Genomic DNA, 22,678 nt, shown 5'->3' on the forward strand with positions numbered 1-22,678 from the left:
ATTACTTGATTTCGGTAATGAAGTTTTCTTTGCTGCGGCGGACTTTTTTCAGGTTCACCAGCCAGTCGTTTTCTGCTTCACGGTAGCCCAGTGGCAACAGAATAACGCTGCGCAAACCTTTTTCACGCAAGCCCAGAATCTGATCCACTGCATCCGGATCGAAGCCTTCCATTGGCGTGGAATCAACTTGCTCTTCCGCAGCTGCGATCAGTGCAGTGCCCAGACCAATATAAGCCTGACGTGCAGCGTGCTGATAATTGGTTTCAGCATCACGTTTCGGGTAAGTGTTCAGCAACATGTTGCGGTAGTTTTCCCAGCCTTCGTTGCGGAAACCACGCTCATCATTCACCAGATCAAACATCATGTTGATGCGTTCTTCGGTGTAGTTGTCCCATGCTGCGAATACCAGCAGGTGAGAACCATCGGTGATCTGACCCTGATTCCAGGCAACAGGTTTGATTTTTTCGCGCAGTTCTTTATTGGTCACGACCAGTACTTCGTACTGTTGCAGGCCGCTGGAAGTAGCGGTCAGGCGAATCGCTTCCAGAATACGGTCTACTTTTTCTTGCGGAACCACTTTAGACGGGTCCATTTTTTTGGTGGCGTAACGCCATTGCAATTTTTGAATCAGATCGCTCATAGCTCTTCTTTCAAAACAAGTCAGTCGGGAGAGGTTTGTCTGACCGCATATATGCGGATTTCACTCAGGCAGATGAAGCATAACAGGGTTTTGAAAAGTTTGCAGACGACCGGTCTAATTTGATAGCGAATTCATATTTTTCTGCGATTTCCCTCTGGCTCCCGGACGATGAGCCACAAAAAACGGCATTACATCAGAAGAAAATACCGGACGCAGACTGTGTATTGTTACAATGCCGGAAATCCAGCGGGAAACCGCTGCAAGCGTTTTTACCTTTCCTGTACTGAAGGCTGCGTTGCAGCTTTACTCTTAACGACCATGAAAAAACTTTCTCTTCTGGCCAGCGCCTTGCTGGCATCTGCGTACGCCTGTGCTGACGAACCTAATACCACTGCGGATGTGCAGAAAGCGGATTCCGAAATTCGTTTTACAGCAGAGCGTATTACGCTGCCGGGTAATGAAGGCATGGGTATGCTCGGTGGAAATTATCTGATCAACATTAACAAGAACATTCAGTTTGGCCCGGCTGTGTACGGTGCAGTGACGGGTAAGCGTGGCGGTTTCTTTACCGGTGGTGCGGAATTGTCCGGTCGTTACGAAGTGATGCCTAAAGTGCTGGCGCAGGCTGGTTTGTATGTTGGCGGCGGCGGCGGTGGTGTTGCGATGGTTGGTGGCGGTCTGATGGTGCGTCCGCACTTGGATTTGCTGTACAAATTTGATGGTGGCACAGCCGGTGTCAGCGTATCGCAAGTGCGTTTCCCGAATGGCTTTATCAAAAGTAATCAGGTCGGTCTGGTGATGTCTCTCGATACCAATTTCCGCTACAGCCCGGTTTCTTCTATCGGCAAAATGCTGAATATTGATGATCGCGGCGGTATGGGTTTTGACCGTATTGCGGTGACTGCAGGTGCGTACAAGCCAGCCAGCGGCGTCAAAGATCTGGGCGGCGTGCCGTATACCGGCAAAATTGGTTACGCGGGCTTCCGCAGTGACCGTTTTATTTCCGAGCAAGTGTACTGGGGTATTGAAGCCGGTGCAGCGGCCAAAGGTGGTGCTGATGGCTATGCGGAAGTGCTGGGTACAGTCGGCGCAGAAACACCAGTGTTCGGTGATGTGAAAGTCGGTGCGCGTGCGGCGCTGGGTCTGGGTGGCGGCGGTAAGCTGACCGTTGGCGGTGGTAGTCTGGGTAAAGTCGCTGTGTACGCGAGTGCCCCACTGACCAAAGACGTTTTCGTTGCGCTGGAAGGCGGCATGCTGCGTTTCCCTGACGGTCAGTTCAAAGCAAAATTCGCTACCGTGCAACTGGGTGTGGAACTGGATACCCACCGCGAACGCGGCGAGGCCCGTACCGTGCGCGGCATGGAATGGGGTTTCTCCGGCGCTTATTACCCGAAAGCGAAACGTTACAGCGGCAGCGAAGAAGGCGTGAAACTGGTTGGTTTCAAAATCGACCGCGATATCACACCGAACACCTATTTCAGCGCACAGGCTCACAGTGCTTATGATGGTAATGCCGGTGGTTTCTCAGTTGGTCTGGCGGGTCTGGGCGTGAAAACGGATATCCGTCCGAACAGCTTCTTCGCCACAGCAGAAGTGTTGTCCGGTGCAGCGGGTGGCGGCGGCATCAGCTCCAAAGGCGGCGCGATTGTGCAAGGCGTGGCTTATGCTGGCTATGACTTCAATTCCAAAGCGCGTCTGAAACTGGGCGTTGGTCGTGTGAAATCGCTGAAAGGTGAGTTCAACTCGAATATATTCGACGTAACACTGACCGTACCGATCGGCGTTGCCAGCCGTTAATCAGCACGGACATAGCAATACATCTCAAAAAGGCCGGTTTTCCGGCCTTTTTTGCCTCAAATGCGGTGTTCTGCATAGCGATTGCCTTGTCGTCGGCAGAAAGTCCGGACTTTGCAAATGTCCTGATGACGGACTCTGCACAATCATTCTGTGCTTGAGCTGGTTTGCGTTACCACCAGGCGCGGCGGAATAAGCCCAGCTGATTGACCTTAAACAAGCGCGCTGGCCGTTGCGCGCCGCCTTTCATCGCATCGGTAGCGATCAGCAACTGCGCGTCATCTGCCGCTTCACCCGGTGCGACATCGCTGACTTTGATGCCCAGACGTGACCTGAAGGTGCCCCGGCTCAGTGTTTCGCCAAAAATCTGCTCATAAGTCCGTTGCAGTTCAGTCAGGGTAAAGGCTTCCGGCAACAGCCAGCAGGGCAGGGTGGAGTAGCTGGATTTATTGCGAACCCGTTGCACTGCGCTCTGAATTTGCTCCGCATGGTCAAATGCCAGCTCCGGCAAATCATCGACCGGAAAGAAATGAAAGATGCCGTTGCCGGACTGCTCCAGTGCGGTCAGCGGAATCAAGGCCACATAAGAAATCGCCACCGACCAGCCGCGCGGATCGCGTTGCGGCCCGGCAAAGCTCTTCAGTTGCTCCAGATAGCGGGGTGTCAGGCCGGTTTTTTGCTGTAATACGCGCGTTGCAGTGGCTTCCAGATCCGCATCTTCATCGGTATGAATATAGCCGCCGGGTAAGGCCAGCACGCCGGAAAACGGTTCCTGAGACCGTTGATGCAGAGCCACATGCAGACACTGGTCTTTTAAGGTCAGCAGAACGATATCGACGCTGACAGCAGGGGCGGTATGGGAAAGGGACATAGGGCAAATATAAGCGCGGCAACCAAAAACAACCGATTGTCGCCTACTTAGTTGAGTTTTTCAATTAACTGTACTAAGATTCACTTCGTCGAATAATTCAACTAAGAGGCTGCAATGTTATCTGTTGAGGGAAAAAACAATCAGGGTGCGGTTCAACTGCAAGTGCAGATGCTGCTCTTTCCGGGTGGCGAATGGCATGTGCGTCTCGAAACGCCGGAGCTGGCAGCTACTTGCGATGCATTTGAAATCCATGCGCTGTTGCAGAGTGCGGATCAGGTGATGCAATTACTGATGCTGACCGATGCGCTGCGCCGCGTTGCTCCTGCAGCCAGATTGCATCTGAATATGCCCTATGTGCCGTATGCAAGGCAGGACAGGGTAGCCAATCCGGGCGAAGCTCTCAGCATCCGAGTATTTTGTGATCTGATCAATGCGCAGCATTACGATCTGGTACGCATTCAGGACCCGCACAGCGATGTTACGCCGGCTTTACTGAACCGTGTGGTGGTCGATTCACCGTTGCCTGCCTTACAGAAAATCATTGCAGAAACAGGGCCGGTTACGCTGGTCGCACCGGATGCCGGTGCGCGGAAACGGGTTGCGGCACTCGCCAAAACGCTGGATTGCGCTTTTGTGTGCGCAGAAAAATCCCGTGATACCCTCAGCGGCCACTTGAGTGGCGCCCGTATTCCGGATGAATTGCCGGATCGGCCCTTACTGATCGTCGATGATATTTGCGATGGCGGCGGTACCTTCCTCGCGCTGGCTACGGCTATCCGGCAGGCACAGGCTGCGCAAAATATCCGGCAACCGCTGTATCTGTATGTGACGCACGGTATTTTCAGCAAAGGTGCAGATCAGTTACTGGAAGAATATCAGCGTATTTTTACCCGCCATCGCTGGACAGATGACACACGTTGTGAAGTTGTGTAAGTATCCAGTGCAAATGAATGTGACGGATGTGATGAAGCTCAGTGCAGTACACAGGAGAATAAAATGAACACGAAAAACAATACAGCCAACGGATTACAGCCGTTTCATCTCGCAGATTTTTATAAAACCGGGCATCCGGCAATGTATCCGGCAGAAACCACGCGCTTGGTCGCTAACTTTACGCCGCGCTCGGCTAAACATGCGCCGGTATTGCCGCAATTGTTTGATCACAAAGTTGTGTGGTTTGGTTTGCAGGGTTTCATTCAGGAATTCTTAATTGATTTATTTCAACGTGAATTTTTTGATTTGCCAGTGGAACAGGCAGTCAGCAAATACCGCCGCCGCATGGATACCGCCTTAGGCGCCGGTGCAGTACCAGTGAGCAGGCTGGAAGCCTTACACGGATTGGGTTATCTGCCGCTGGAAATTCGCTCGGTTCCGGAAGGTGCAAGGGTGGATATGAAAGTGCCGCCTGTGATATTCATGAATACGCATCCGGATTTTCCGTGGATAGCGACGTATATCGAAACCCTGTTCAGTTGCGAAATGTGGAAGCCGGCTACCGTCGCCACGCTGGCGTTTGAATTCAGAAAGCTGTTGCTGCACTTTGCAGAGCGCACCGGAACGGATACCGAATTCGTGAACTGGCAAGGGCATGATTTCTCGATGCGCGGTATGAGCGGTGTGCATTCCGCCATGCGCTGCGGTGCCGCACACTTGTTATCTTTCTGGGGAACAGACACCATTCCGGCACTGGATTATCTGGAAGATTACTACGGCGGGAATGCTGATCAGGAATTACTCGGCGGCTCGATTCCGGCATCGGAACACAGCGTGATGGCACTGCGTATTTTGCTGACCTTACAGCAGTTACGTGCTCAGGAAGCCTATCGCGACACCGATGAGAAAAACCTGCGCCGCATTGCAGAATGTGAAGTGATACGTCGCTTTGTGACGCAGGATTATCCGTCCGGTATGGTTTCGCTGGTCAGTGACACTTTCGATTTCTGGAATGTGATCACAGTGATTGCACCTGCGCTGCGTGAAGACATCATGCAACGCCAGCCAGATGCGCTGGGGAATGCCAAAGTCGTATTTCGTCCTGATTCCGGTGATCCGGTTCGTATTCTGACTGGTTATGACGCCAGTGAACTGGAAAGCAGCGGCGGTGTGCCTGTGCGTAATGCTGATGGTTCATACACACTGAAAGCCGGTCAGCAAATCAGCGATGCCGAACGTAAAGGCGCAGTGGAATGTTTGTGGGAAACCTTCGGCGGCACCATGACAGCCAAAGGCTACCGCTTGCTGGACAGTCATGTCGGCCTGATTTACGGCGATTCGATCACACTGGAGCGCGCCCGCGACATCATGCTGCGCCTCGAAGCCAAAGGATTCGCTTCCGGTAACGTGGTGTTTGGTATCGGCAGCTTTGTCTACGGCATGAACACACGCGACACATTTGGTTTCGCCATGAAGGCGATTTACGCTGAGGTCGGTGATACCGCAGTTGAAATTTATAAAGACCCCGCCACAGACGACGGCACCAAAAAATCCGCCCGTGGCTTGATCCGCGTGGAATACGAAAACGACCACTATGTGCTGTACGAACAGCAAAGCGAACAGCAATTCGCCGGTGGCGTACTGGAACCCGTTTTCCGCGATGGCAAACTGCTCAAAACCCAGACCATTGCAGAAATTCGCCAGCGTTTGCAGGCGTCGTGGAAAGCAGACAACAAACTCGTTGCAGGCTGGGATTGCGTATAAGTCAGTAGCGCTTTCGATTAAACTGATTATTCACTTAAAAAATATAAGCGAATGCATATGCTGTCTTTCTGGCTGCGCGCCCAACTCTTTACTCAACTGGCAACGCTGTCCGGTGCCGGAATTGCACCGGTACAGGCCTGGGGTATGATCCGGCTCAACCGGCAAGTTGATCCTAAGCTGGCGCAGGTGAAGCGGGCGTTAGCGCGGGGGGAGAGTATTGCGAAGGCGGGGCGCAAAGCGGGGGTGCTGACGCCATTGGAAGCTGCGCTGATCGGTGCGGGGGAGGGCAGCGGTGATCCGACTGGCGTGCTGAAAAAGCTGGGTGATTACTACACGCAGCGGGATACAGAGTGGCGCCAGATTCGTTCGCGGTTGACTTCTCCCACATTGCTGGCTGTTGCCGCCTTGCTGATCCCGCCGATTCCGCAGCTGTATACAGGTGCGATGACTGCTGCCGCTTATTTCACACATTTCTTCTCGGTGACAGGCGGCGTGGCGGCGCTGGTGTTGGGTGGGCGCTGGTTATGGCAACGCTTCGAACGCAGCAAACCTGCGCCAGAACGGATGGTATGGGATCGCCTGATTTTGTCGCTGCCGGTGATCGGTGGTTTGCACCGCAGACGTTGCCTTGCTGATTTCTGGTCTGCGCTGGCGATGCTGGAGGAAGCCGGTGTACCTTTATTCGAGGCATTTCCGATGGCGGTCAATGTGGTGAATAACGGCGTCTTACAGCAAGCTTTAGCGCCTGTACTGCAGGTTTTGCAAAAAGGACAGAGTCTTGCATCAGCACTGAAAGCGTCGGCTTTGTTCGGCGCAGATCATTTGATCATCGGTATGGTGCACTCCGGCGAATCCGCCGGACGGCTGGCGGAGCATTTACAACGGGTCGCCAATGCGGAACAAACTGCCCTCAGCGATGCGCAGCGCCGGCTGGCTGACTGGTTGCCGCGCGTTGTGTATGCACTGGTGGCTGGCTGGGTGATATTCCAGTTAATCGGCGGCTCGGGTTTTCATCAGCGCTTACCGGATGTCGGGTAAATTTTCCTCTGCAGTTGCTTTGAATTGTGCTGAAATCAGCATTTCAAATTTTCTCTCCCCCGGACTTTCTGCCGACGACCGCCAGATCATTGTGCTGAACACCGCATTTGACAGGAATTCCGGTAAAAAACATATCTGTCAGAGTAAATCCGGCATTTTGCCTGCCTTAGCTCTGATGAAAATCAGGTGGCAGGGCAAAATATGTGCGGACAATGAGGCTTCGCGCTACATTGATGACATGCTAGTTTCTGTATGCAGGAGCCTGAATTGACGACAGTCTGGGGATATAAACAAACAAGGCGGGGCAGGGGTTACATTGCGGAATGGTGTCCGGTGTGCCGTGAGATGACCGCGCATAAGCTGATCCGTATGGGATCGGCGTTTCATATCAATTACGTCAATTTCACCGATGGCCGTTTGCTGGGCTTCGAACTGCGTTGCGAACAATGTCAGACACCGTACTGGCTGGAAGAACACCATTATCCGCATTTCACTGCGGAACGCTTACCACTGGATCAACTGATCCGTGAGACACATCCTGACTACCATCAGCGTTTCGCTCAGGTGCTCGCGCTGAGTCAGAAAGCGCGCACCGAGCCGATGCAGCTTATGGCTGAAGAAAGGCATTTCCTGATGGCATCCGCACTGGTGGCGTTGTCGTATAAGTGGGAGCGTCACGAGAGCGGTACGCGTGCGCGGCTGGCGTTGTGCTGGCAAGCCAGCATCGGCCTTTTGTTTGCAGGAGCCGTATATGCGGTAGCCGAAGCACATGCAGAACCGCTGACGTGGACGCTGGCAGGTATCATGGCGGGCTCTGCTTTGCTGATCACTACCGGATTAAGGCGCTGGGCAAGACAACAGTATCTGCGACGACATATCTATCCTGCGCTTGCCCGCTCTATGGCGCCACTGCAATTACCGGTTTCCGAGTTGCAGCAGGTACTGCGTGAATTACGCGAAGATGGCTACGAACTGGCTTCTGTACTGGATGAAACCAGTCTGTTGCACGAGGCAGACCGCTACCTGCAGCTGTCACCTATTCACGGAATAAATGCGTAAAGTTGCGACTCACCGGCAATTTTTCGCTATGGTCTTTCAGGATTAATTGCATCCGCTCTGCATCCACTCTTTCTGCCGCAGCAATCTGGCTGACATTAACCAGATACGAGCGGTGAATTTGCCAGAACTGTTCACCGTCCAGCGTGCTGAGCAAATCTTTGATCGGCGTACGGATCAGGGCTTCGCTGTCTGCCATTACCACGCGGGTATATTTCGTATCGGACTGAAAAAATAAAACGTCGGCGACATTGATCAGCCGGATTTGCTTGCCGACCGTTGCCTTAATCCATTTCATCGGTGCAAGCGGCGTCGATGGTTTTGCGGTGCTTTGCAGGCTGCGCAGCAGCAGATGCAAGTCTGGCGGCGCAGCATTCAGTTTATCTTTCAGGCGTTCAATCGCCAGCGCCAGTCGCTGTTCTTCTACCGGCTTGAGCAGATAATCGACCGATCCGGTTTCAAAGGCTTCTACGGCGTACTGGTCATAAGCGGTGATAAAAACAATGTGTGCCTGACGTCCGATTTTCCGTGCGACGTCCAGCCCGCTCATACCCGGCATACGGATATCGAGAAAAACCACGGTAGGTTCATGCTCCAGAAATGCATCCCAGGCATCCGGGCCGTTTTCAGCAATCGCAACAATACTGCCCTGTGGCCATAAACGCGTTAACAATTCCTGCAAACGCTCCAGCATCAATGGTTCATCTTCAGCGATCAGAATTTTTGTGGTCATGTTGATTGTCCTGTCGTGGTGGTATCAGGGATAGTGACGGCAGCACAAACACCGCCTTCTGCACGCTCGTAAATCGCCAGTTCTGCTGCATTCCCAAACATCAGCTGAAGCCGCTCACGCGAGTTCTGCAAACCGGTTCCGCCTGTCTGCACTTCCGACAAACCGACGCCATTGTCTTCCGTCAGGATGCAGATGTTGCCAGCATCTGAAGCAACCCGGATTTGAATCTGGCCAGGGTTCACTGAGGGTTCAATACCGTGTTTAATGGCATTCTCAACCATGGTCAGAATCAGCATCGACGGAATACGCACCGCCTGAAACCGGACCGGTAAATCGATAGCAAACTGCAGTCGTGTACCCATCCTGACTTGCATCACATGCAAATAAGCGCGGATCAGTTCACATTCTTCCTGCAGCGTGACCTGATCAGCACGTATTTCACTGAGACTGGCGCGTAAGAATGTGATCAGATTACCGGTCAGTTCAGCCGCCCGCTGACCATCTCGCAATGCCAGTTGCTGCACTGCGCCCAGCGTATTAAACAGAAAATGCGGTTCGATTTGTGCGCGCAGCAAACGCAATTCGGTTTCGGTTTGCTGTCTTGCATGGCGTTCGCGTTCGGCATCAAAGCTGAGCTGCGCATTCATCATTTCGTAGCTCTGATTCCGGATGACAGCGATACCACCAAGTAATAACGCGTAGACTGCACCAACCACGAGACAGAGCTGTGTCAGCCCCGCCCAGTCATTCTGTAATGTTTGTAAAACAGGTCGCCCGCTAGAGAGGGAAAAACTAATATTCGCGACCAGTACACCAAACGCCATTCCGCCAGTACCCATCGCAATTATCCGGAAGGGTCTGGTAACCAATTGGCGATAGTTAAACCAGATACTGAATGCAGCAAAAGAAACGGACCAGCCTAATATTTGACCTATCACCAGTGCACCGGTAAGCGTCTTCCCGGGTTTATACAAATACAGTGCCAACCCCATTATCAGGAATAAGCCTGTCATTTGTAAAAGGCGTGTCCACAGCAATCTGCCGCGCCATTTCTGGCAAAAGTGATAAATCTGCAATAGTTCTATATGGCTGAGCTTTTTCAGGCTGCATCGCAAAAATGTGGACCGCCCGGCGGCAGGTTTGCCTTCACTCATCGCGCGTAAGTCCGCCATGATTTCTGCATCCCAGGTTTTGTAGCGATTCGTGAGCTGTTGCAACATGATGGATCTCCGTCTGGTTGATTGATGGAGGCAGTTTTGCATTTCCACTGACTGAATTCATCCGGAACGGGATAAACCACGAAACCACGGGTACCGGAGACGAAAAAGCGGATGTCCTGTTACAGACATCCGCGTTGTTTGTACAGAGTGGGGGATCAGTAAGTCATACAGGCTGCATTGATCAGCCCCATCGCCAGACTGAGTGCCGCCAGAAATACGCCGCTGGCAGTCCGGTTTTGCGGGATATCGCTGATCAGATCGGGCAACAGCATCCGTGTAATCAGATAAGCCAGCAACTGCACAGCCAGAGCGATACCACCCCACAGCACCATATCCGCAAACCCGACACTGTTCGCAATAGCGGACGCCAGCGCAACGGTATAGCCCAGTAAAGCGCCGGAAAGGCTGATGGCGGCTGCGGTATTTCCTTCGCGAATCAGTGCAATTTCGCGATACGGTGTGATACGGACATAAATCACGATAAACAAAAATACCAGCACTGCGGCCGCAGCGAAATGGCTCAGGAAGGGCGGAAAACCGTGGATGAAGGAAGAGGCGATCATAGATACAGTCTCATTCGGTAAAAAAGTGGGGAATAAACCGGCTGGTGTCTTTGGTAATCAGGGTTGCATCTTCACGAATGCCAATACCCGCCGCCTGATCTCCGACTACCCAGGAGCCGATACAGGCAAAAGCCGGGGTGACGCCGTCATCATAGAACGGTAATGGTGCAAGCGACTGATACACGTAACCCTCCGCCCCGTACTGGCCTTCGGTTCGTAATACCTGACTGCCCTGATACAGCACAATATTGTCGCCCTCACGGGAGTACAACGGCTTTTTCACATAATCACCGCTGATACGCCACTGATCGAAACTTGCTGCAAGCAAATTCGGGTGATTCGGGAACATCTCCCACAGCAGCGGCAGAATAGCTTTATTCGATAAAAGCATTTTCCAGGCGGGTTCTATAACCTGCATTTCAGTTGCCAGCAGGGCGGAACCAAAAGACTCCCGGCAAAGCCATTCCCACGGATACAGCTTGAATAAACGCTGAATTGGCTGATCGCTCTGGTCAACAAAGGTCGATGAAGCGGCATCAAGTCCGATGTCTGCCATATCCAGCTGTTCTGTGCGGATGCCAGCCTGCATCGCAGTGTCGCGTAAATAGCTGAGGTTGCCCCAGTCTTCCTCACTGGCACTGATGCCGGCAAAATGCACAGCTTTTCCGTCGGACAGTTTTTGCCATTGTGCGATCAGTTTTTCATGCAGGGAATTGAACTGATCGTGCTGCGGAAACACATCCTGCAGCCAGTACCACTGCGCCACGCTGGACTCGACCAGTCCGGTTGGTGTATCAGCGTTATATTCCAGTAATTTAGGTTCACCGCTACCGTTCCAGCTCAGATCAAAGCGGCCATACAGCGAAAACTCGCCAGCCAGCCAGCTGTCTTCAATTTTTTTCCGGAATGGGTCGGGAATGGCAAATTTCTCGTAGCTACCTTCGCGTACGACTTGCCCGACCGCCTGCAATGCCATCTGATGTAATTCTTCAGTCACACTTTCCAGATGATCGATCTGTTCTGATGTGAAGCGATAGGCGTAGCGTTCGTCCCAGTACAAGTCATCAATCGAATGATAGGTGAACCCGAGCTGCTCAAACTGTTGCTGCCAGCCCTGACGCGGTTTCAGTTGTATGCGCTCCATTAACCGCCTCCTGAGCCGTGAGCAGATCCGCCGAAACCGCCACGGCTGACGCCGGAAACAGAGCCGGAACGGACAACGCTGCTACGCTGAGCAACAGCGCGGCTGGGTTCTGCGTGACGAACCCCGAAATCTGCCTGGGCACGTTCACGCCCGCCTGCAACGTAGTAGGGCCCCCAGTAGCCGCTGTGGCCGACATAGGTGGAGTGACTACTGTTCAGTGACTGTGCGGTTGTCGAAGCGCTCTGATCTAGGCTCCCGGAAATCTGACTCTGAACCGGCGTTTCACAAGCTTTGTCGCCCCAGTCTTTCTGGCAATCTTCCAGTGACGTGTATTCATCCCGTATTGCATGCAGTGTTTCCGGCGTACTGTCAGACATATTGCCCGAAGGCGTATCAGAGCTGCAGGCAGCGAGCAGAGTGCTGCCTGCAAGCATGAGAGGTAACGCCGCACTGACTCTGCGACGGCGCTGAGTTGTTTGAGACACGAGTGTTCTCCGTTGAAAGAATAGCCGGATTGTAGGCTCGTGTTGCGATTAAGACTACGTTGGAAGGACAGAAGAATTACCGTTGTGTGCTAAAAACAGACATATTTTTAGCGGAACAGGCACTTGAGAAACTGTATTTAGTGTCTGAAATAAGTGGTGCTTCGCCGAGATACAGATAAGCACCACTTAAGTAGTTGTAGAGGATGGGGCGTTTGTTAATCGTAAATACCACCACAGACAATCGTTTCCTCTAAGCGTTCGCAGTACATTTGTTTAGGTTCGATTTTTTTAGTCTCCGGATTAACAAACTTATACTTCTGCCAAAAATGAGGATTTTTTCCCGCGAGTTCCACCCGTTCTTTAACAAACGCCTTCCCATCAATATCTTTTAAATCGATCAGATTCTTTCCAACCATTTTCGTATTGGCGCCATGCGCCAGCACTGTGCCATCCATACGATAAACAACCAGATACAGGTCACGGGAAGTGTAGGGGCCATTTTTAGCGGAAATATCTGAGTACACCTTTTCTTTATCTCCGGACTTCAATGCACCAACCCCTTTTTTGACCATTGCTTCGGCATCGGATTTTGTGGCACGGAGTTCCTCCGCGATGGAAATTTGCATGAAACTTAATGAGACAGCCAGTACCAGCAGTTTTTTCATTATGTCCTCCGGAAGGTTTTCGGTATATCAGCTGAGATTTCAGTATAGGAAACCTTAATAGATTAAAAAAGAATAAGTTCAACTCACAGGTCATGCGGCACAGTATTCAGCGCAAGTCACTTCATCATAGGAACGTATATTTAATTAACGGACATTTGATGAAAGCACTGCTACAAATTACAAAAGCTACCCTTAATCAAAAAAACGGCATAAAAGGTCTTCAAAAACAAAGAGGATCATCGATCCGAAGTCTTCACTAACAATTAAAATGCTGGCTATATTTCCCCACTATTTCTGCAGGTAAAGCTATGCACTTCCTCCAGCGTTCCACGCCATTTCTGTTTTTTACCGGGAAAGGGGGCGTAGGGAAAACTTCGGTTGCCTGTGCCTGTGCAATCCATCTGTGTCATCAGGGAAAGAAAGTACTGCTGGTCAGTACAGATCCCGCATCAAATATCAGCCAGATTTTCCGTACGCCGATTGGCAACCGGATTACTGCGTTACAGGAAAATTTGTGGGGGCTGGAAATCGATCCGCAGGCTGCAGCAGATCTGTATCGCAAACAAATCATTGATCCGGTGCGTGGTATTGCGCCGGATACAGTTGTACGTCAGCTGGAAGAGCAATTATCCGGCGTCTGCACCAATGAAATAGCTGCTTTCGATGAATTTACCGGATTACTGACCGACGCTGCCATACGGGAACAGTTTGATCACATTGTGTTAGATACTGCGCCGACCGGACACACGATTCGTCTGCTGCAACTGCCGTCCGCATGGAGTCAGTTTCTCGAAGAGGGAAAAGGAAACGCGTCCTGTCTTGGCCCGCTTGCCGGCCTGCAAAAGCAACGTCACCGTTATCAGGCAGCAGTAGCGGCATTAGCTGATCCTGCCCAAACCTCACTGGTGCTGGTTTCCCGCGCTCAGCAATCGGCACTCAGTGAAGTCGCCAGAACCTGCAGCGAACTGAGTACCGCCGGACTGCGTCCTGCATTTCTCGTCATCAACGGGCTGATGCCGCAGGCAAGCGCTGAACTAGATCCTTTAGCGAATGCCATTTACGCACGGGAACAATCTGCACTGAAGCATATGCCGGAACTTCTGCGGCAACTGCATTGTGATTATCTGCCGCTGAAAGCAGCGAATCTGAGTGATCCGCAAGCCCTTGCCGGATTGTTTGAAACTGAAAATACCGTGTCAGCCGATCTCCCGCCAACCGCCGTTGCTGCCGACTCTCTGGCGGCAATGCTGGATGAACTGGCGCAGGATAAACGCGGCTTTATCATGCTGATGGGAAAGGGCGGTGTCGGCAAAACCACGCTTGCTGCCGCTATCGCTACAGGTCTGGCTGACCGGGGTTTTCCGGTACATCTGACCACATCCGATCCCGCCGCCCACATTACAGAGACGCTGGATGCGCATTTACCCAATCTGAAAGTCAGCCGTATCGATCCGCATGCGGCAACAGAGGCATATCGTCAGCAAGTCCGGCTAACTAAGGGATCAAAACTGGATGCAGCCGGAAAAGCGTTGCTGGAAGAGGATCTGAAATCGCCGTGTACGGAAGAAATTGCGGTATTTCAGGCGTTTTCGCGGGTTATTCGCGAATCCAGCCGCCAGTTTGTTGTGATGGATACCGCACCTACCGGCCACACCTTGTTATTGCTGGATGCAACCGGTGCTTATCATCGTGAAATCAGTCGTCAGATGGCGGATAAAAGTATGCATTTCATGACGCCGATGATGCAGTTACAAGATCCTGTGCAAACCAAAGTGATTATCGTCACGCTGGCTGAAACAACACCGGTGCTGGAGGCCAGTGCGCTGCAAAACGATTTACGACGCGCAGGCATTGAACCCTGGGGCTGGATCATCAACCAGAGTATTGCCGCAGCCAGACCAACCGCACCCTTACTGCGGCAACGTGCATTGTATGAACAAGAGCAAATCCGGCAGGTTCGTGATGTTCATGCAAAACGCTGTGCGCTGGTGAAATCCGAAGCAGAAGAACCACGCGGCACAGCAAAACTCCGGTCATTGGTACAACGCAATAAGCAGCATGAAAATGGCGGCTAATCTGCACATGGTCAGTACGATTCTTCTGAGGTAACTATGCAAAAATGTTCTGCTCCGTCCACATCACTCAACTGCACAAGCGATATGGTTCGCGCTGTACAAGTGTTAAACGACGGCTGTTTTTGTATCACGCTCGATCAGGAGAAATTATGGTCTACGCTGGAGTCAGGCAATGCAGATGATGCCTTGCTGCGTATGATCCGCGAAGAGCGGCCGCATCTTTTTTCTGCGCAGACAGTGTTTCTCGCCAGTGAACATGCACACCGTATCAATACGCTGATCACGGCCGTCGAAACGGTTGTGCATTTACCCGCTTACCGGCAGCACGTTCTTGCCAGCGCACCGGAAACTGCCCGGCATACGCCGCAAGGGCAGCGCGGTGTTTTGTTCGGATACGATTTTCATGTACAGGGCAATCATACTGGTCTGATTGAAATTAATACCAATGCGGGCGGCATCATGCTGAATGCCGTACTGTCGAAAGCGCAGCGTGGCTGCTGTCCGCCGGTAGAAACTTTCCTGCCAGTGGCAGGCGCAGCCAGCGCACTGGAACAAGAGCTGCTGGCAATGTTCCGTGAAGAATGGGCGCTGGCAGGTAAAGAAAGTGACTTAACAACGGTTGCGATCGTCGATGAAAATCCGCAGCAGCAATATCTGTATCCGGAATTTTTATTATTTGAGCGATTACTGACGGAGCACGGCATCCGCGTGATTGTGACCGACCCTGCCGGACTGAGCCTGAGCGAAGGCCGCCTGTGGCACGGCGATATTGCGATTGATTTGCTGTATAACCGCCTGACCGATTTTTATCTCGAAGCGCCTGAGCATCATGCTCTGCGGGATGCGTGGATGCAGGACGCAGTCGTGATGACACCGCATCCGCAAGCGCATGCGCTGTATGCCGATAAACGTCATCTCGCCTTGCTGACCGATGCATCGCAACTGCAGAAACTCGGTGTTCCGGAAGCGATACAACAGATTTTGCTGACGAATATTCCGCGCACGGTTCTGGTTCATCCTGAGAATGCAGAACAACTCTGGCACGAGCGCAAGCAATGGTTTTTCAAGCCAGCGACGGGTTTTGGCAGCCGTGCAGCATATCGCGGCGACAAACTGACCACCCGCGTCTGGCAGGAAATTCTGCAATCGGATTATGTCGCACAAGCCATCATGGCGCCCGGCGAAAGAGCCGTCAGCGAAGCAGACCCGGCCAGTAAACTGAAATTCGATCTGCGTGCTTACGTCTACAACGGTAAAGTGCAGTGGCTGGCAGCGCGCCTGTATCAGGGACAAACCACTAATTTCCGCACACCGGGTGGCGGATTCGCACCCGTGCATGTGGCCAGTGATACGCAATTACAGGCACTGGGTGGTTTTCTGAACCGCAGTTAAGCCGCTGACGGTTTAGCGTAAAAGATCAGGCATTTCCGGTATTTCTGCGCCGACGGCAAGGCTGACAGCAGGTAAAATTCTGTCTTTCTCCGGCGAACGAATTCACTGCGCAATGCGTCTTTTACACACTTCAGACTGGCATCTGGGCCAGCACTTTATGGGCAAAACCCGCCACTCCGAACATCAGGCGCTGATTGCGTGGCTGCTGGAACAAGTACAGCAACATGCAGTCGATGCCGTACTGATTGCCGGTGACGTGTTTGATACCGGTGCGCCACCCAGCTATGCGCGCGAACTGTATAACGAACTGATTCTGCAATTACACGACGCCGGTACACAACTGATCGTACTGGCAGGAAATCACGACTCAGTAGCCACGCTGGATGAAAGCCGCCATCTGGCGGCGCGTCTCGGTACTTCCGTAATTCCGGCGCTCAGTGAACAAGCCGAACAGCAAATCATCACACTGCATGACCGTCAGGGTAAGCCTGCAGCCGTGTTGTGTGCGGTGCCGTATATCCGGCCGCGTGACGTGATGCAAAGTCAGGCCGGACAGAATGCCGAAGATAAGCAAAAAAGCCTGCAGGAAGCGATCTTTTCCCATTATCAGCAACTGTATGCGCTGGCAGAAGATCGCCGTCATCATAACGGTGAACGTCTGCCAGTGATTGCAACCGGACATTTGACAACGGTTGGCGCCAGTGCCAGCGAATCAGTACGCGAAATTTATGTCGGTGCGCTTCAGGCTTTTCCAACCAGCGCCTTTCCGCCTGCAGATTACATCGCGCTCGGCCATATCCACCGTCCGCAACAAGTCGGCGGTCTGCCTCATATCCGCTACTGCGGCTCGCCGCTGACACTGAGCTTTGATGAGCTCGGACAGCAAAAGCAAATGCTGCTGGTTGATCTCGATACGCAGGGATTGCAGCAGGTAACGCCGTTACCGGTGCCGGTATTTCAGCCGATGGCAAGTGTGCGCGGCAGTCTGAGCGAGCTGGAACAGGCGATTCCGCAAGCAGCACTGGCTGGCAGCGCAGAATGCCCGGTCTGGCTGGAAGTGACGGTGCGCGAAGATGATTATCTGAGTGATTTACAAACGCGGGTGCAAAGTATTTGCGAAGGTCTGCACGCAGAAGTCTTGCGCATACGGCGCGACCGCAGCGATGCCGTGGCGCGTCTGCAAGCGGAAAGCCGAATAACGCTGGAAGAATTGCAACCGCAGGATGTGTTTGCCAGGCGACTGGCTGCGCTGGATCTGAATGCAGAAGTCAGCCAGGAATTACAAAGCCGTTTTGATACGGTACTGCACGCACTGCAGGGGGAAAACGTATGAAAATTCTGACCCTGCGCTTAAAAAACCTGAATTCCCTGAAAGGCGAATGGCGCGTCGACTTTACCCAGAGTCCGTTTAAAGATCAGGGCTTATTTGCTATCACCGGCCCGACCGGTGCGGGTAAATCGACACTGCTGGATGCCATTTGTCTGGCGCTGTACCACGAAACACCGCGCCTGAAGACCTTATCCGCCAGCAGCAATGACATCATGACCCGCCACACCGCAGATTGTCTGGCGGAAGTGGAATTTGAAGTCAAAGGTCAGACTTACCGCGCGTTCTGGAGCCAGCGCCGCGCACGGGGCAAAGCCAGTGGCGCATTACAGGCACCGGAAGTGGAACTGGCGGACGGGCAGGGTACGATACTGACCAGCAAAATCGCAGAAAAGCTGCGCCGCACAGAAACGATCACCGGCCTTGATTTCGGTCGCTTCACCAAATCCATGTTGCTGGCACAGGGCGGATTTGCCGCATTTCTGAACGCCAGCGCGAATGAACGCGCCGGTCTGCTGGAAGAATTAACCGGCACCGATATCTATGGGCAGATTTCTCAGCGTTGTTATGAAATGGCGCGCGAAGCCCAGCAGGAACTGAAGCAATTGCAGGCGAAAGCCGATGGCATGGAATTACTGGACGAAGAAAAGCGCGGCCAGATGCATCAGCAATTGCAAACGCTGGCGGTACAACAACAGGAATTACAGGCAGCAACCAATCAATTGCGCCAGTGGCAGCAATGGCGGCAACAACAGGCGCAGGCCGAAGCCGCATGGCAACAGGCGCAACAGGCAGAGCAGCAAGCGCAGGCAAACTGGCAGGCTGCACAGGCATTACGTGATCAGCTGGCGCGCAGCGAACCTGCTGAACAATTGCGGCCTTTGTATCAACGCTGGCAGGAAGAATTACAACGTCTGCACACACTGCAGCAACGCCGGACGCAGTTACAGCAACAAACGCAACAGGCACAACAAGCTGCGCAAACGCAACTGACGACAGCCACAGCCATTGCAAACGCCGTCTGCGCACAACAGCAGCAGGCGCTGGCACGCACACAAGAACAGCATCAGGCTTTGCTGGTCTGGCGTCAGCAGCATGTACAGAATGCTTTGCTTGGCGAACAGTTATCCGGCTGGGAAGCCAGCGTCGCGCAAGTTATGCAAATCCGCCAGCAGCGTCAGGCGCTGCAACAGCAAGTTCAGCAATTGCAGCAGCAACAGCAAACGCTGCAGCAGAAATTTGCGCAGCAAAGCCAGACCACACAGCAAACACTGCAAGCGGAACATCAGCGTCAGCAAGCGCTGAACGATGCGCAACAGGCTCTGGAGCGATGCCAGAACGCGCACACGCCACCGCAAAGCGCCGCACAATTGCGCGCTGTCTGGGAACAATATCAACAGGATTTACAGAGCTGGCAGCAGGCAAGGCTGGTGGCAGAACAATGGCGTCAGATCAGCGCAGAACATCAGAAACTGCAGCAGGACAGCCAGCAAACCCACGCGGATATCGCCGCTCTGCAACCGCAGTTACAGGAAAAGCGTCAGCAATTTAAGCTGCTGAAAGAGCAGGTGGAAGATAAGCGCCGTTTGCTGGAACAGGAAAAACTGATCCGCAGTCTGGATGCACACCGCGCTGCCTTGCAGCCGGGTGATGCCTGTCCGCTGTGCGGAGCTGAAGAGCATCCGGGCATTGCGCAGTATCAGGCGCTGGACTGCAGTGCAACCGAACTGGCGCTGCAGGAAAAAAACGAGCAGTTAAGAATCAGTGAAGAGCAGGGCCGGTTATTGCGTTCGCGGGCCGACAAACTCGAGGAACAGGACAGGCAACAAACACAGGCACTGCAAAAATTCGCACAGCAGATTACTGTTTTGCAGCAACGCTGGAACATCAGCGCAAGCAGCCTGCAGTTACCAGCGGAAGCCTGGCAGGATGAAACCGCTTTGCAGCGACGCTGGCAGCAGGCGCAGGAACAGGAAAACCGCGTGCGGCAGCAACTGCAACAACTGGAACAAGCAACGCAGCAGTTGCAACAGACGCAGCAGGCGCTGGCGCACAGCCAGCAACAGCATCTGCAGGCACAAAACCAGCTGGCACTGACGCAGCAGGCGCTGCAACAGACACAGGATCAGTTACAGGAATTGCAGACCCGCGTCGACAAGCTGCAAACGCAAATCGCAGAACTGGAACAGCGTTTGCAGGCTGCAATGGGTGAAGCCGCCAGCAACGGTACAAGCTTGCAGACATGGCTGACAGAACGCCAGCAGGCTTGGCAGCAATGGCAGCAACAGGAACAACGCTGGCAACAGCTGACACTGTTATTGCAGCAGCAAACACAGGCCGCAGAACACAGCCGCGACAACGCTGCGCAGTGGCTGGCCCGTTGCGAGCGGGATGACATCGATGCTGATCAAATAGCGCTGCCATCTGCACTGGATGCAACAACCGATCTGCATACGCTGGCGACGGAATACGAATCTCTGCGCGCCGGACTGGCCAGTCTGCAAGGGCAGTTACTGCAACTGGTGCAGGAAACTTCACTGCAGGAACAGCAATCTGTGCAGGCGCTCGAAGCATGGCAAACCGCCCGTGCAAGCAGTGTTTTCGCTGACGATGCAAGCTTTCTGGCAGCCTTGCTTCCGGCTGAACAACGTGCCGGTATGGAAGAGCAGCGTCAGGCACTGCTGCAGGCGCTTAAAGACAGCCAGACCATAGGACACAGCAAATACATTGAGCTGCAAGCACTGAGCGCGCAGGCACTGACGCCACAGACGCTGGATGAGCTGAATGCAGCGCTGGCGACACAGGAACAGCAGAGTGAACAACTGAACCGCGATGCCGGTGCGATGCAAGCTCTGCTGCAGGACGATGACAGCCGCCGCAGCCAGCAATCCGGTCTGCTGGCAGAAATTCAGACACAAATGCGCAATGCCGACTGGTGGCAACGCCTGAACGATATTATCGGTTCCGCCGACGGCAATAAATTCCGCCGTTTTGCACAAGGCCTGACGCTGGATCACCTGATGCATCTGGCAAACCGGCATCTGGCAAAATTACATGGCCGCTACCTGCTGCAGCGCAAATCCAGCGGCGAACTGGAGCTGGAAATTGTCGATACCTGGCAGGCAGATGTGACGCGCGATACCCGCACCTTATCCGGCGGCGAAAGTTTTCTGGTCAGTCTCGCGCTGGCACTCGGTCTGTCCGATCTGGTCAGCCATCAGACCTCGATTGATTCCCTGTTTCTGGACGAAGGTTTCGGCACGCTGGACCCCGACACACTGGATATCGCACTCGACGCACTCGACAGTCTGAACGCCAGCGGCAAATGTATCGGCGTCATCAGCCATATCGAAGGCCTGAAAGAGCGGATTCCGGTGCAGATCATCGTCAGCAAAGGACATGGCTTGGGTACTTCCACGCTGAAAGTCAGCGGATAAAATAAGAATCATTGTGCCGGATACCGCATCCGGCCATTTTTGTACCTGCCCGCTCGCCCACTGTTTCTGCGGACGTCGGTGAAAAACCCGCTTTTTTCTGTGCTGAATGCCGCATTTCTTTAGCAAGATCCATATTTTCAGATACGGCAATCGGCTCCAGTCGTCTTTGCGGGATTGCAGAAAGTATCCTGTGAGACTTGTGGACGCGTATAAAGTACTTATTTTTTGCCAGAAAATACAAAAAATTTTGCTAGGATGCCAGTGGCATAACTTTAGCGCAGCCATAGCAGACGTCAGAAATAAGAAAATTCCTCACAACTTAAGGAAGAAAATGTACAAATTATTAGCGATGTTGATACTCGCAGGAATGGCATCCTCGCCCCGGTATGCAGTCGCCCGGACAGCGGACAGTACCGACAAGGTGCAGATCGAACAAGTCATTGAAGCCTTCCGAACCGCTATCGTCAACAAAGATAAGAAAGCATTTTTGCAATTGTTTCTGAAAGAAAACATCACCTGGACCGGTGTTAACACTGACGCCAGTATTGAAATGATGTACGCAAATCGTCCAAAGCCAGAGATGAAGCGACCTTCAAAATTCTTCAGCAGCAGCCCGCGCGAATTTATTAATTTTGTCGTCAAGGAAAAGGAAAAAGTCGACGAGACTATATCGAACGTACGTATCGACAGCGATGGCGACGTCGGGCTGGTCTGGTTTGATTACAACTTTGTCAGGGGAAGCTACAAACAGAATTGGGGCAAAGAAAGCTGGCAAATGGTGCGCACAAGCAACGGCTGGAAAATTGCGGCAGTAACATGGTCGCAGGAGCTGAATCCGGTACCGCCACCCTCAGTGGGCTTGAAGTAGGCTGTGATCGCAGTCTTTGAAAAACCCAAAATGCATCTATAACTGCTTTCCTTCCGTACAAACACCGACCAGCAAATCACAAAGTCATTCAGGCAAAACTACCTATGCTCAAACTTTTCAAAACCATCTTCATTTTCACATGTGCCATCGTCCTTAACACTGCGGTGCCAGCCCTGGCAGCAGACAAAAGCGATGACTGGGAAGCGCAGGTCAGAAAAACTGACGATGCATATTGGCATGAGTTCAATTTCGGAACTTCTGCCGCGCTCAACAGCTACCTCGCCGCAGATGTTGAGTTCTATCACGATCTCGGTGGAACGGTCATCGGCTGGGACGCACTGGCGAAGGTCAATGCAGGCATGGATGGTCCGGGGAACCGGGCACGCCGGATGGTTGTTCCTGCCTCGCTGCACATCTTCCCTATGCGCAAAGGAGATGAAATATATGGCGCCATCGTGTCAGGCGACCATGAGTTTTATACGACGGATGCTGGCAAGATTGTCAAAAAAACCTTCCAGTCGTCGTTTACGCACTTAATGCTTGTAAAGGACGGTGTCTGGAAAATTGCACGTATTTACAGTTATAACCATCAGCGCACGGGGAACGCAGAGAAGTAAATATTACCTGATATGCAATCTCTTTCCCGGGTCCGTGATTGTCATGGAGTATAAAA

General features: G+C 52.8%; 20 protein-coding genes. 12 read left to right on the plus strand and 8 right to left on the minus strand.

Annotated features, from left to right (window positions below; genetic code table 11):
- Position 1 precedes the first annotated feature (1 nt).
- Positions 2-640: an NAD(P)H-dependent oxidoreductase gene (locus KDM89_RS16960; protein WP_212689112.1), complete on the minus strand. Its 639-nt coding sequence runs from the start codon at positions 638-640 to the stop codon at positions 2-4.
- A gap of 318 nt (positions 641-958) precedes the next feature.
- Between KDM89_RS16960 and KDM89_RS16965 the strand changes: the two genes are divergently transcribed.
- The gene (locus KDM89_RS16965) at positions 959-2,437 is read left to right on the plus strand and encodes a hypothetical protein (RefSeq protein ID WP_212689113.1); all 1,479 of its coding nucleotides are present in this window, start codon (positions 959-961) and stop codon (positions 2,435-2,437) included.
- A gap of 169 nt (positions 2,438-2,606) precedes the next feature.
- Here the strand turns inward: KDM89_RS16965 and KDM89_RS16970 are convergent, their stop codons facing one another.
- Complete coding sequence (locus KDM89_RS16970; protein WP_212689114.1) at positions 2,607-3,305, minus strand: NUDIX hydrolase; 699 nt, start codon at positions 3,303-3,305, stop codon at positions 2,607-2,609.
- A 114-nt stretch (positions 3,306-3,419) separates the two neighbouring features.
- On the opposite strand from KDM89_RS16970, the gene prs reads away from it, so the two are divergent.
- The 5 genes from prs to KDM89_RS16995 all read left to right on the plus strand — a co-directional run bounded on the left by prs (position 3,420) and on the right by KDM89_RS16995 (position 8,099).
- Positions 3,420-4,238: a ribose-phosphate diphosphokinase gene (prs, locus tag KDM89_RS16975; protein ID WP_212689115.1), complete on the plus strand. Its 819-nt coding sequence runs from the start codon at positions 3,420-3,422 to the stop codon at positions 4,236-4,238.
- Positions 4,239-4,301: 63 nt separating this feature from the next.
- Positions 4,302-6,002, plus strand: a complete 1,701-nt coding sequence (locus tag KDM89_RS16980) for a nicotinate phosphoribosyltransferase (protein WP_212689116.1) — start codon at positions 4,302-4,304, stop codon at positions 6,000-6,002.
- A 57-nt stretch (positions 6,003-6,059) separates the two neighbouring features.
- Positions 6,060-7,040, plus strand: a complete 981-nt coding sequence (locus KDM89_RS16985; RefSeq protein ID WP_212689117.1) for a type II secretion system F family protein — start codon at positions 6,060-6,062, stop codon at positions 7,038-7,040.
- A complete protein-coding gene (locus KDM89_RS16990) occupies positions 7,030-7,311 on the plus strand; it encodes a hypothetical protein (protein WP_212689118.1) in 282 nt (93 codons plus the stop codon). The genes KDM89_RS16985 and KDM89_RS16990 overlap by 11 nt, the downstream gene beginning before the upstream one ends.
- A gap of 74 nt (positions 7,312-7,385) precedes the next feature.
- Positions 7,386-8,099 carry a hypothetical protein gene (locus KDM89_RS16995; protein WP_212689119.1) on the plus strand — a complete coding sequence of 238 codons (714 nt, stop codon included), beginning with the start codon at positions 7,386-7,388 and terminating at the stop codon, positions 8,097-8,099.
- Here KDM89_RS16995 and KDM89_RS17000 read toward each other — a convergent pair.
- The 6 genes from KDM89_RS17000 to KDM89_RS17025 form a co-directional block, all read right to left on the minus strand.
- Complete coding sequence (locus KDM89_RS17000; RefSeq protein ID WP_212689120.1) at positions 8,077-8,829, minus strand: LytR/AlgR family response regulator transcription factor; 753 nt, start codon at positions 8,827-8,829, stop codon at positions 8,077-8,079. The genes KDM89_RS16995 and KDM89_RS17000 overlap by 23 nt on opposite strands.
- Positions 8,826-10,049 carry a sensor histidine kinase gene (locus tag KDM89_RS17005; RefSeq protein WP_212689121.1) on the minus strand — a complete coding sequence of 408 codons (1,224 nt, stop codon included), beginning with the start codon at positions 10,047-10,049 and terminating at the stop codon, positions 8,826-8,828. The genes KDM89_RS17000 and KDM89_RS17005 overlap by 4 nt, the downstream gene beginning before the upstream one ends.
- Before the next feature lie 155 nt (positions 10,050-10,204).
- Positions 10,205-10,612 carry a DUF350 domain-containing protein gene (locus KDM89_RS17010; protein ID WP_212689122.1) on the minus strand — a complete coding sequence of 136 codons (408 nt, stop codon included), beginning with the start codon at positions 10,610-10,612 and terminating at the stop codon, positions 10,205-10,207.
- A gap of 10 nt (positions 10,613-10,622) precedes the next feature.
- A complete protein-coding gene (locus KDM89_RS17015; RefSeq protein ID WP_212689123.1) occupies positions 10,623-11,756 on the minus strand; it encodes a glutathionylspermidine synthase family protein in 1,134 nt (377 codons plus the stop codon).
- The gene (locus KDM89_RS17020; RefSeq protein WP_212689124.1) at positions 11,756-12,241 is read right to left on the minus strand and encodes a hypothetical protein; all 486 of its coding nucleotides are present in this window, start codon (positions 12,239-12,241) and stop codon (positions 11,756-11,758) included. Before KDM89_RS17020 ends, KDM89_RS17015 begins: the two co-directional genes overlap by 1 nt.
- 215 nt (positions 12,242-12,456) lie before the next feature.
- Positions 12,457-12,906, minus strand: a complete 450-nt coding sequence (locus tag KDM89_RS17025) for a cache domain-containing protein (protein ID WP_230427933.1) — start codon at positions 12,904-12,906, stop codon at positions 12,457-12,459.
- 308 nt (positions 12,907-13,214) lie between these two features.
- On the opposite strand from KDM89_RS17025, the gene arsA reads away from it, so the two are divergent.
- The 6 genes from arsA to KDM89_RS17055 all read left to right on the plus strand — a co-directional run bounded on the left by arsA (position 13,215) and on the right by KDM89_RS17055 (position 22,622).
- Positions 13,215-14,981, plus strand: a complete 1,767-nt coding sequence (arsA, locus tag KDM89_RS17030) for an arsenical pump-driving ATPase (protein WP_212689125.1) — start codon at positions 13,215-13,217, stop codon at positions 14,979-14,981.
- A gap of 36 nt (positions 14,982-15,017) precedes the next feature.
- Positions 15,018-16,373, plus strand: a complete 1,356-nt coding sequence (locus KDM89_RS17035) for an ATP-grasp domain-containing protein (RefSeq protein WP_230427934.1) — start codon at positions 15,018-15,020, stop codon at positions 16,371-16,373.
- Between the two features lie 112 nt (positions 16,374-16,485).
- Complete coding sequence (gene sbcD / locus KDM89_RS17040; RefSeq protein WP_212689126.1) at positions 16,486-17,706, plus strand: exonuclease subunit SbcD; 1,221 nt, start codon at positions 16,486-16,488, stop codon at positions 17,704-17,706.
- A complete protein-coding gene (locus tag KDM89_RS17045) occupies positions 17,703-21,137 on the plus strand; it encodes an SbcC/MukB-like Walker B domain-containing protein (RefSeq protein WP_212689127.1) in 3,435 nt (1,144 codons plus the stop codon). The genes sbcD and KDM89_RS17045 overlap by 4 nt, the downstream gene beginning before the upstream one ends.
- A gap of 199 nt (positions 21,138-21,336) precedes the next feature.
- Positions 21,337-22,005: a nuclear transport factor 2 family protein gene (locus tag KDM89_RS17050; RefSeq protein WP_212689128.1), complete on the plus strand. Its 669-nt coding sequence runs from the start codon at positions 21,337-21,339 to the stop codon at positions 22,003-22,005.
- A gap of 104 nt (positions 22,006-22,109) precedes the next feature.
- Positions 22,110-22,622: a nuclear transport factor 2 family protein gene (locus KDM89_RS17055; RefSeq protein ID WP_212689129.1), complete on the plus strand. Its 513-nt coding sequence runs from the start codon at positions 22,110-22,112 to the stop codon at positions 22,620-22,622.
- Positions 22,623-22,678 lie beyond the last annotated feature (56 nt).

It is taken from the genome of Cognatundibacterium luofuense (genome assembly GCF_018139685.1).
Taxonomy (GTDB): Bacteria; Pseudomonadota; Gammaproteobacteria; order Burkholderiales; family Burkholderiaceae_D; genus Undibacterium; species Undibacterium luofuense.

Excerpts from the sequence above, each read along its gene's own strand:
- KDM89_RS16960 (WP_212689112.1), bottom strand. The coding sequence starts at position 640 with ATGAGCGATCTGATTCAAAAATTGCAATGGCGTTACGCCACCAAAAAA.
- KDM89_RS16965 (WP_212689113.1), top strand. The coding sequence starts at position 959 with ATGAAAAAACTTTCTCTTCTGGCCAGCGCCTTGCTGGCATCTGCGTAC.
- KDM89_RS16970 (WP_212689114.1), bottom strand. The coding sequence starts at position 3,305 with ATGTCCCTTTCCCATACCGCCCCTGCTGTCAGCGTCGATATCGTTCTG.
- prs (WP_212689115.1), top strand. The coding sequence starts at position 3,420 with ATGTTATCTGTTGAGGGAAAAAACAATCAGGGTGCGGTTCAACTGCAA.
- KDM89_RS16980 (WP_212689116.1), top strand. The coding sequence starts at position 4,302 with ATGAACACGAAAAACAATACAGCCAACGGATTACAGCCGTTTCATCTC.
- KDM89_RS16985 (WP_212689117.1), top strand. The coding sequence starts at position 6,060 with ATGCTGTCTTTCTGGCTGCGCGCCCAACTCTTTACTCAACTGGCAACG.
- KDM89_RS16990 (WP_212689118.1), top strand. The coding sequence starts at position 7,030 with ATGTCGGGTAAATTTTCCTCTGCAGTTGCTTTGAATTGTGCTGAAATC.
- KDM89_RS16995 (WP_212689119.1), top strand. The coding sequence starts at position 7,386 with ATGACCGCGCATAAGCTGATCCGTATGGGATCGGCGTTTCATATCAAT.
- KDM89_RS17000 (WP_212689120.1), bottom strand. The coding sequence starts at position 8,829 with ATGACCACAAAAATTCTGATCGCTGAAGATGAACCATTGATGCTGGAG.
- KDM89_RS17005 (WP_212689121.1), bottom strand. The coding sequence starts at position 10,049 with ATGTTGCAACAGCTCACGAATCGCTACAAAACCTGGGATGCAGAAATC.
- KDM89_RS17010 (WP_212689122.1), bottom strand. The coding sequence starts at position 10,612 with ATGATCGCCTCTTCCTTCATCCACGGTTTTCCGCCCTTCCTGAGCCAT.
- KDM89_RS17015 (WP_212689123.1), bottom strand. The coding sequence starts at position 11,756 with ATGGAGCGCATACAACTGAAACCGCGTCAGGGCTGGCAGCAACAGTTT.
- KDM89_RS17025 (WP_230427933.1), bottom strand. The coding sequence starts at position 12,906 with ATGAAAAAACTGCTGGTACTGGCTGTCTCATTAAGTTTCATGCAAATT.
- arsA (WP_212689125.1), top strand. The coding sequence starts at position 13,215 with ATGCACTTCCTCCAGCGTTCCACGCCATTTCTGTTTTTTACCGGGAAA.
- KDM89_RS17035 (WP_230427934.1), top strand. The coding sequence starts at position 15,018 with ATGCAAAAATGTTCTGCTCCGTCCACATCACTCAACTGCACAAGCGAT.
- sbcD (WP_212689126.1), top strand. The coding sequence starts at position 16,486 with ATGCGTCTTTTACACACTTCAGACTGGCATCTGGGCCAGCACTTTATG.
- KDM89_RS17045 (WP_212689127.1), top strand. The coding sequence starts at position 17,703 with ATGAAAATTCTGACCCTGCGCTTAAAAAACCTGAATTCCCTGAAAGGC.
- KDM89_RS17055 (WP_212689129.1), top strand. The coding sequence starts at position 22,110 with ATGCTCAAACTTTTCAAAACCATCTTCATTTTCACATGTGCCATCGTC.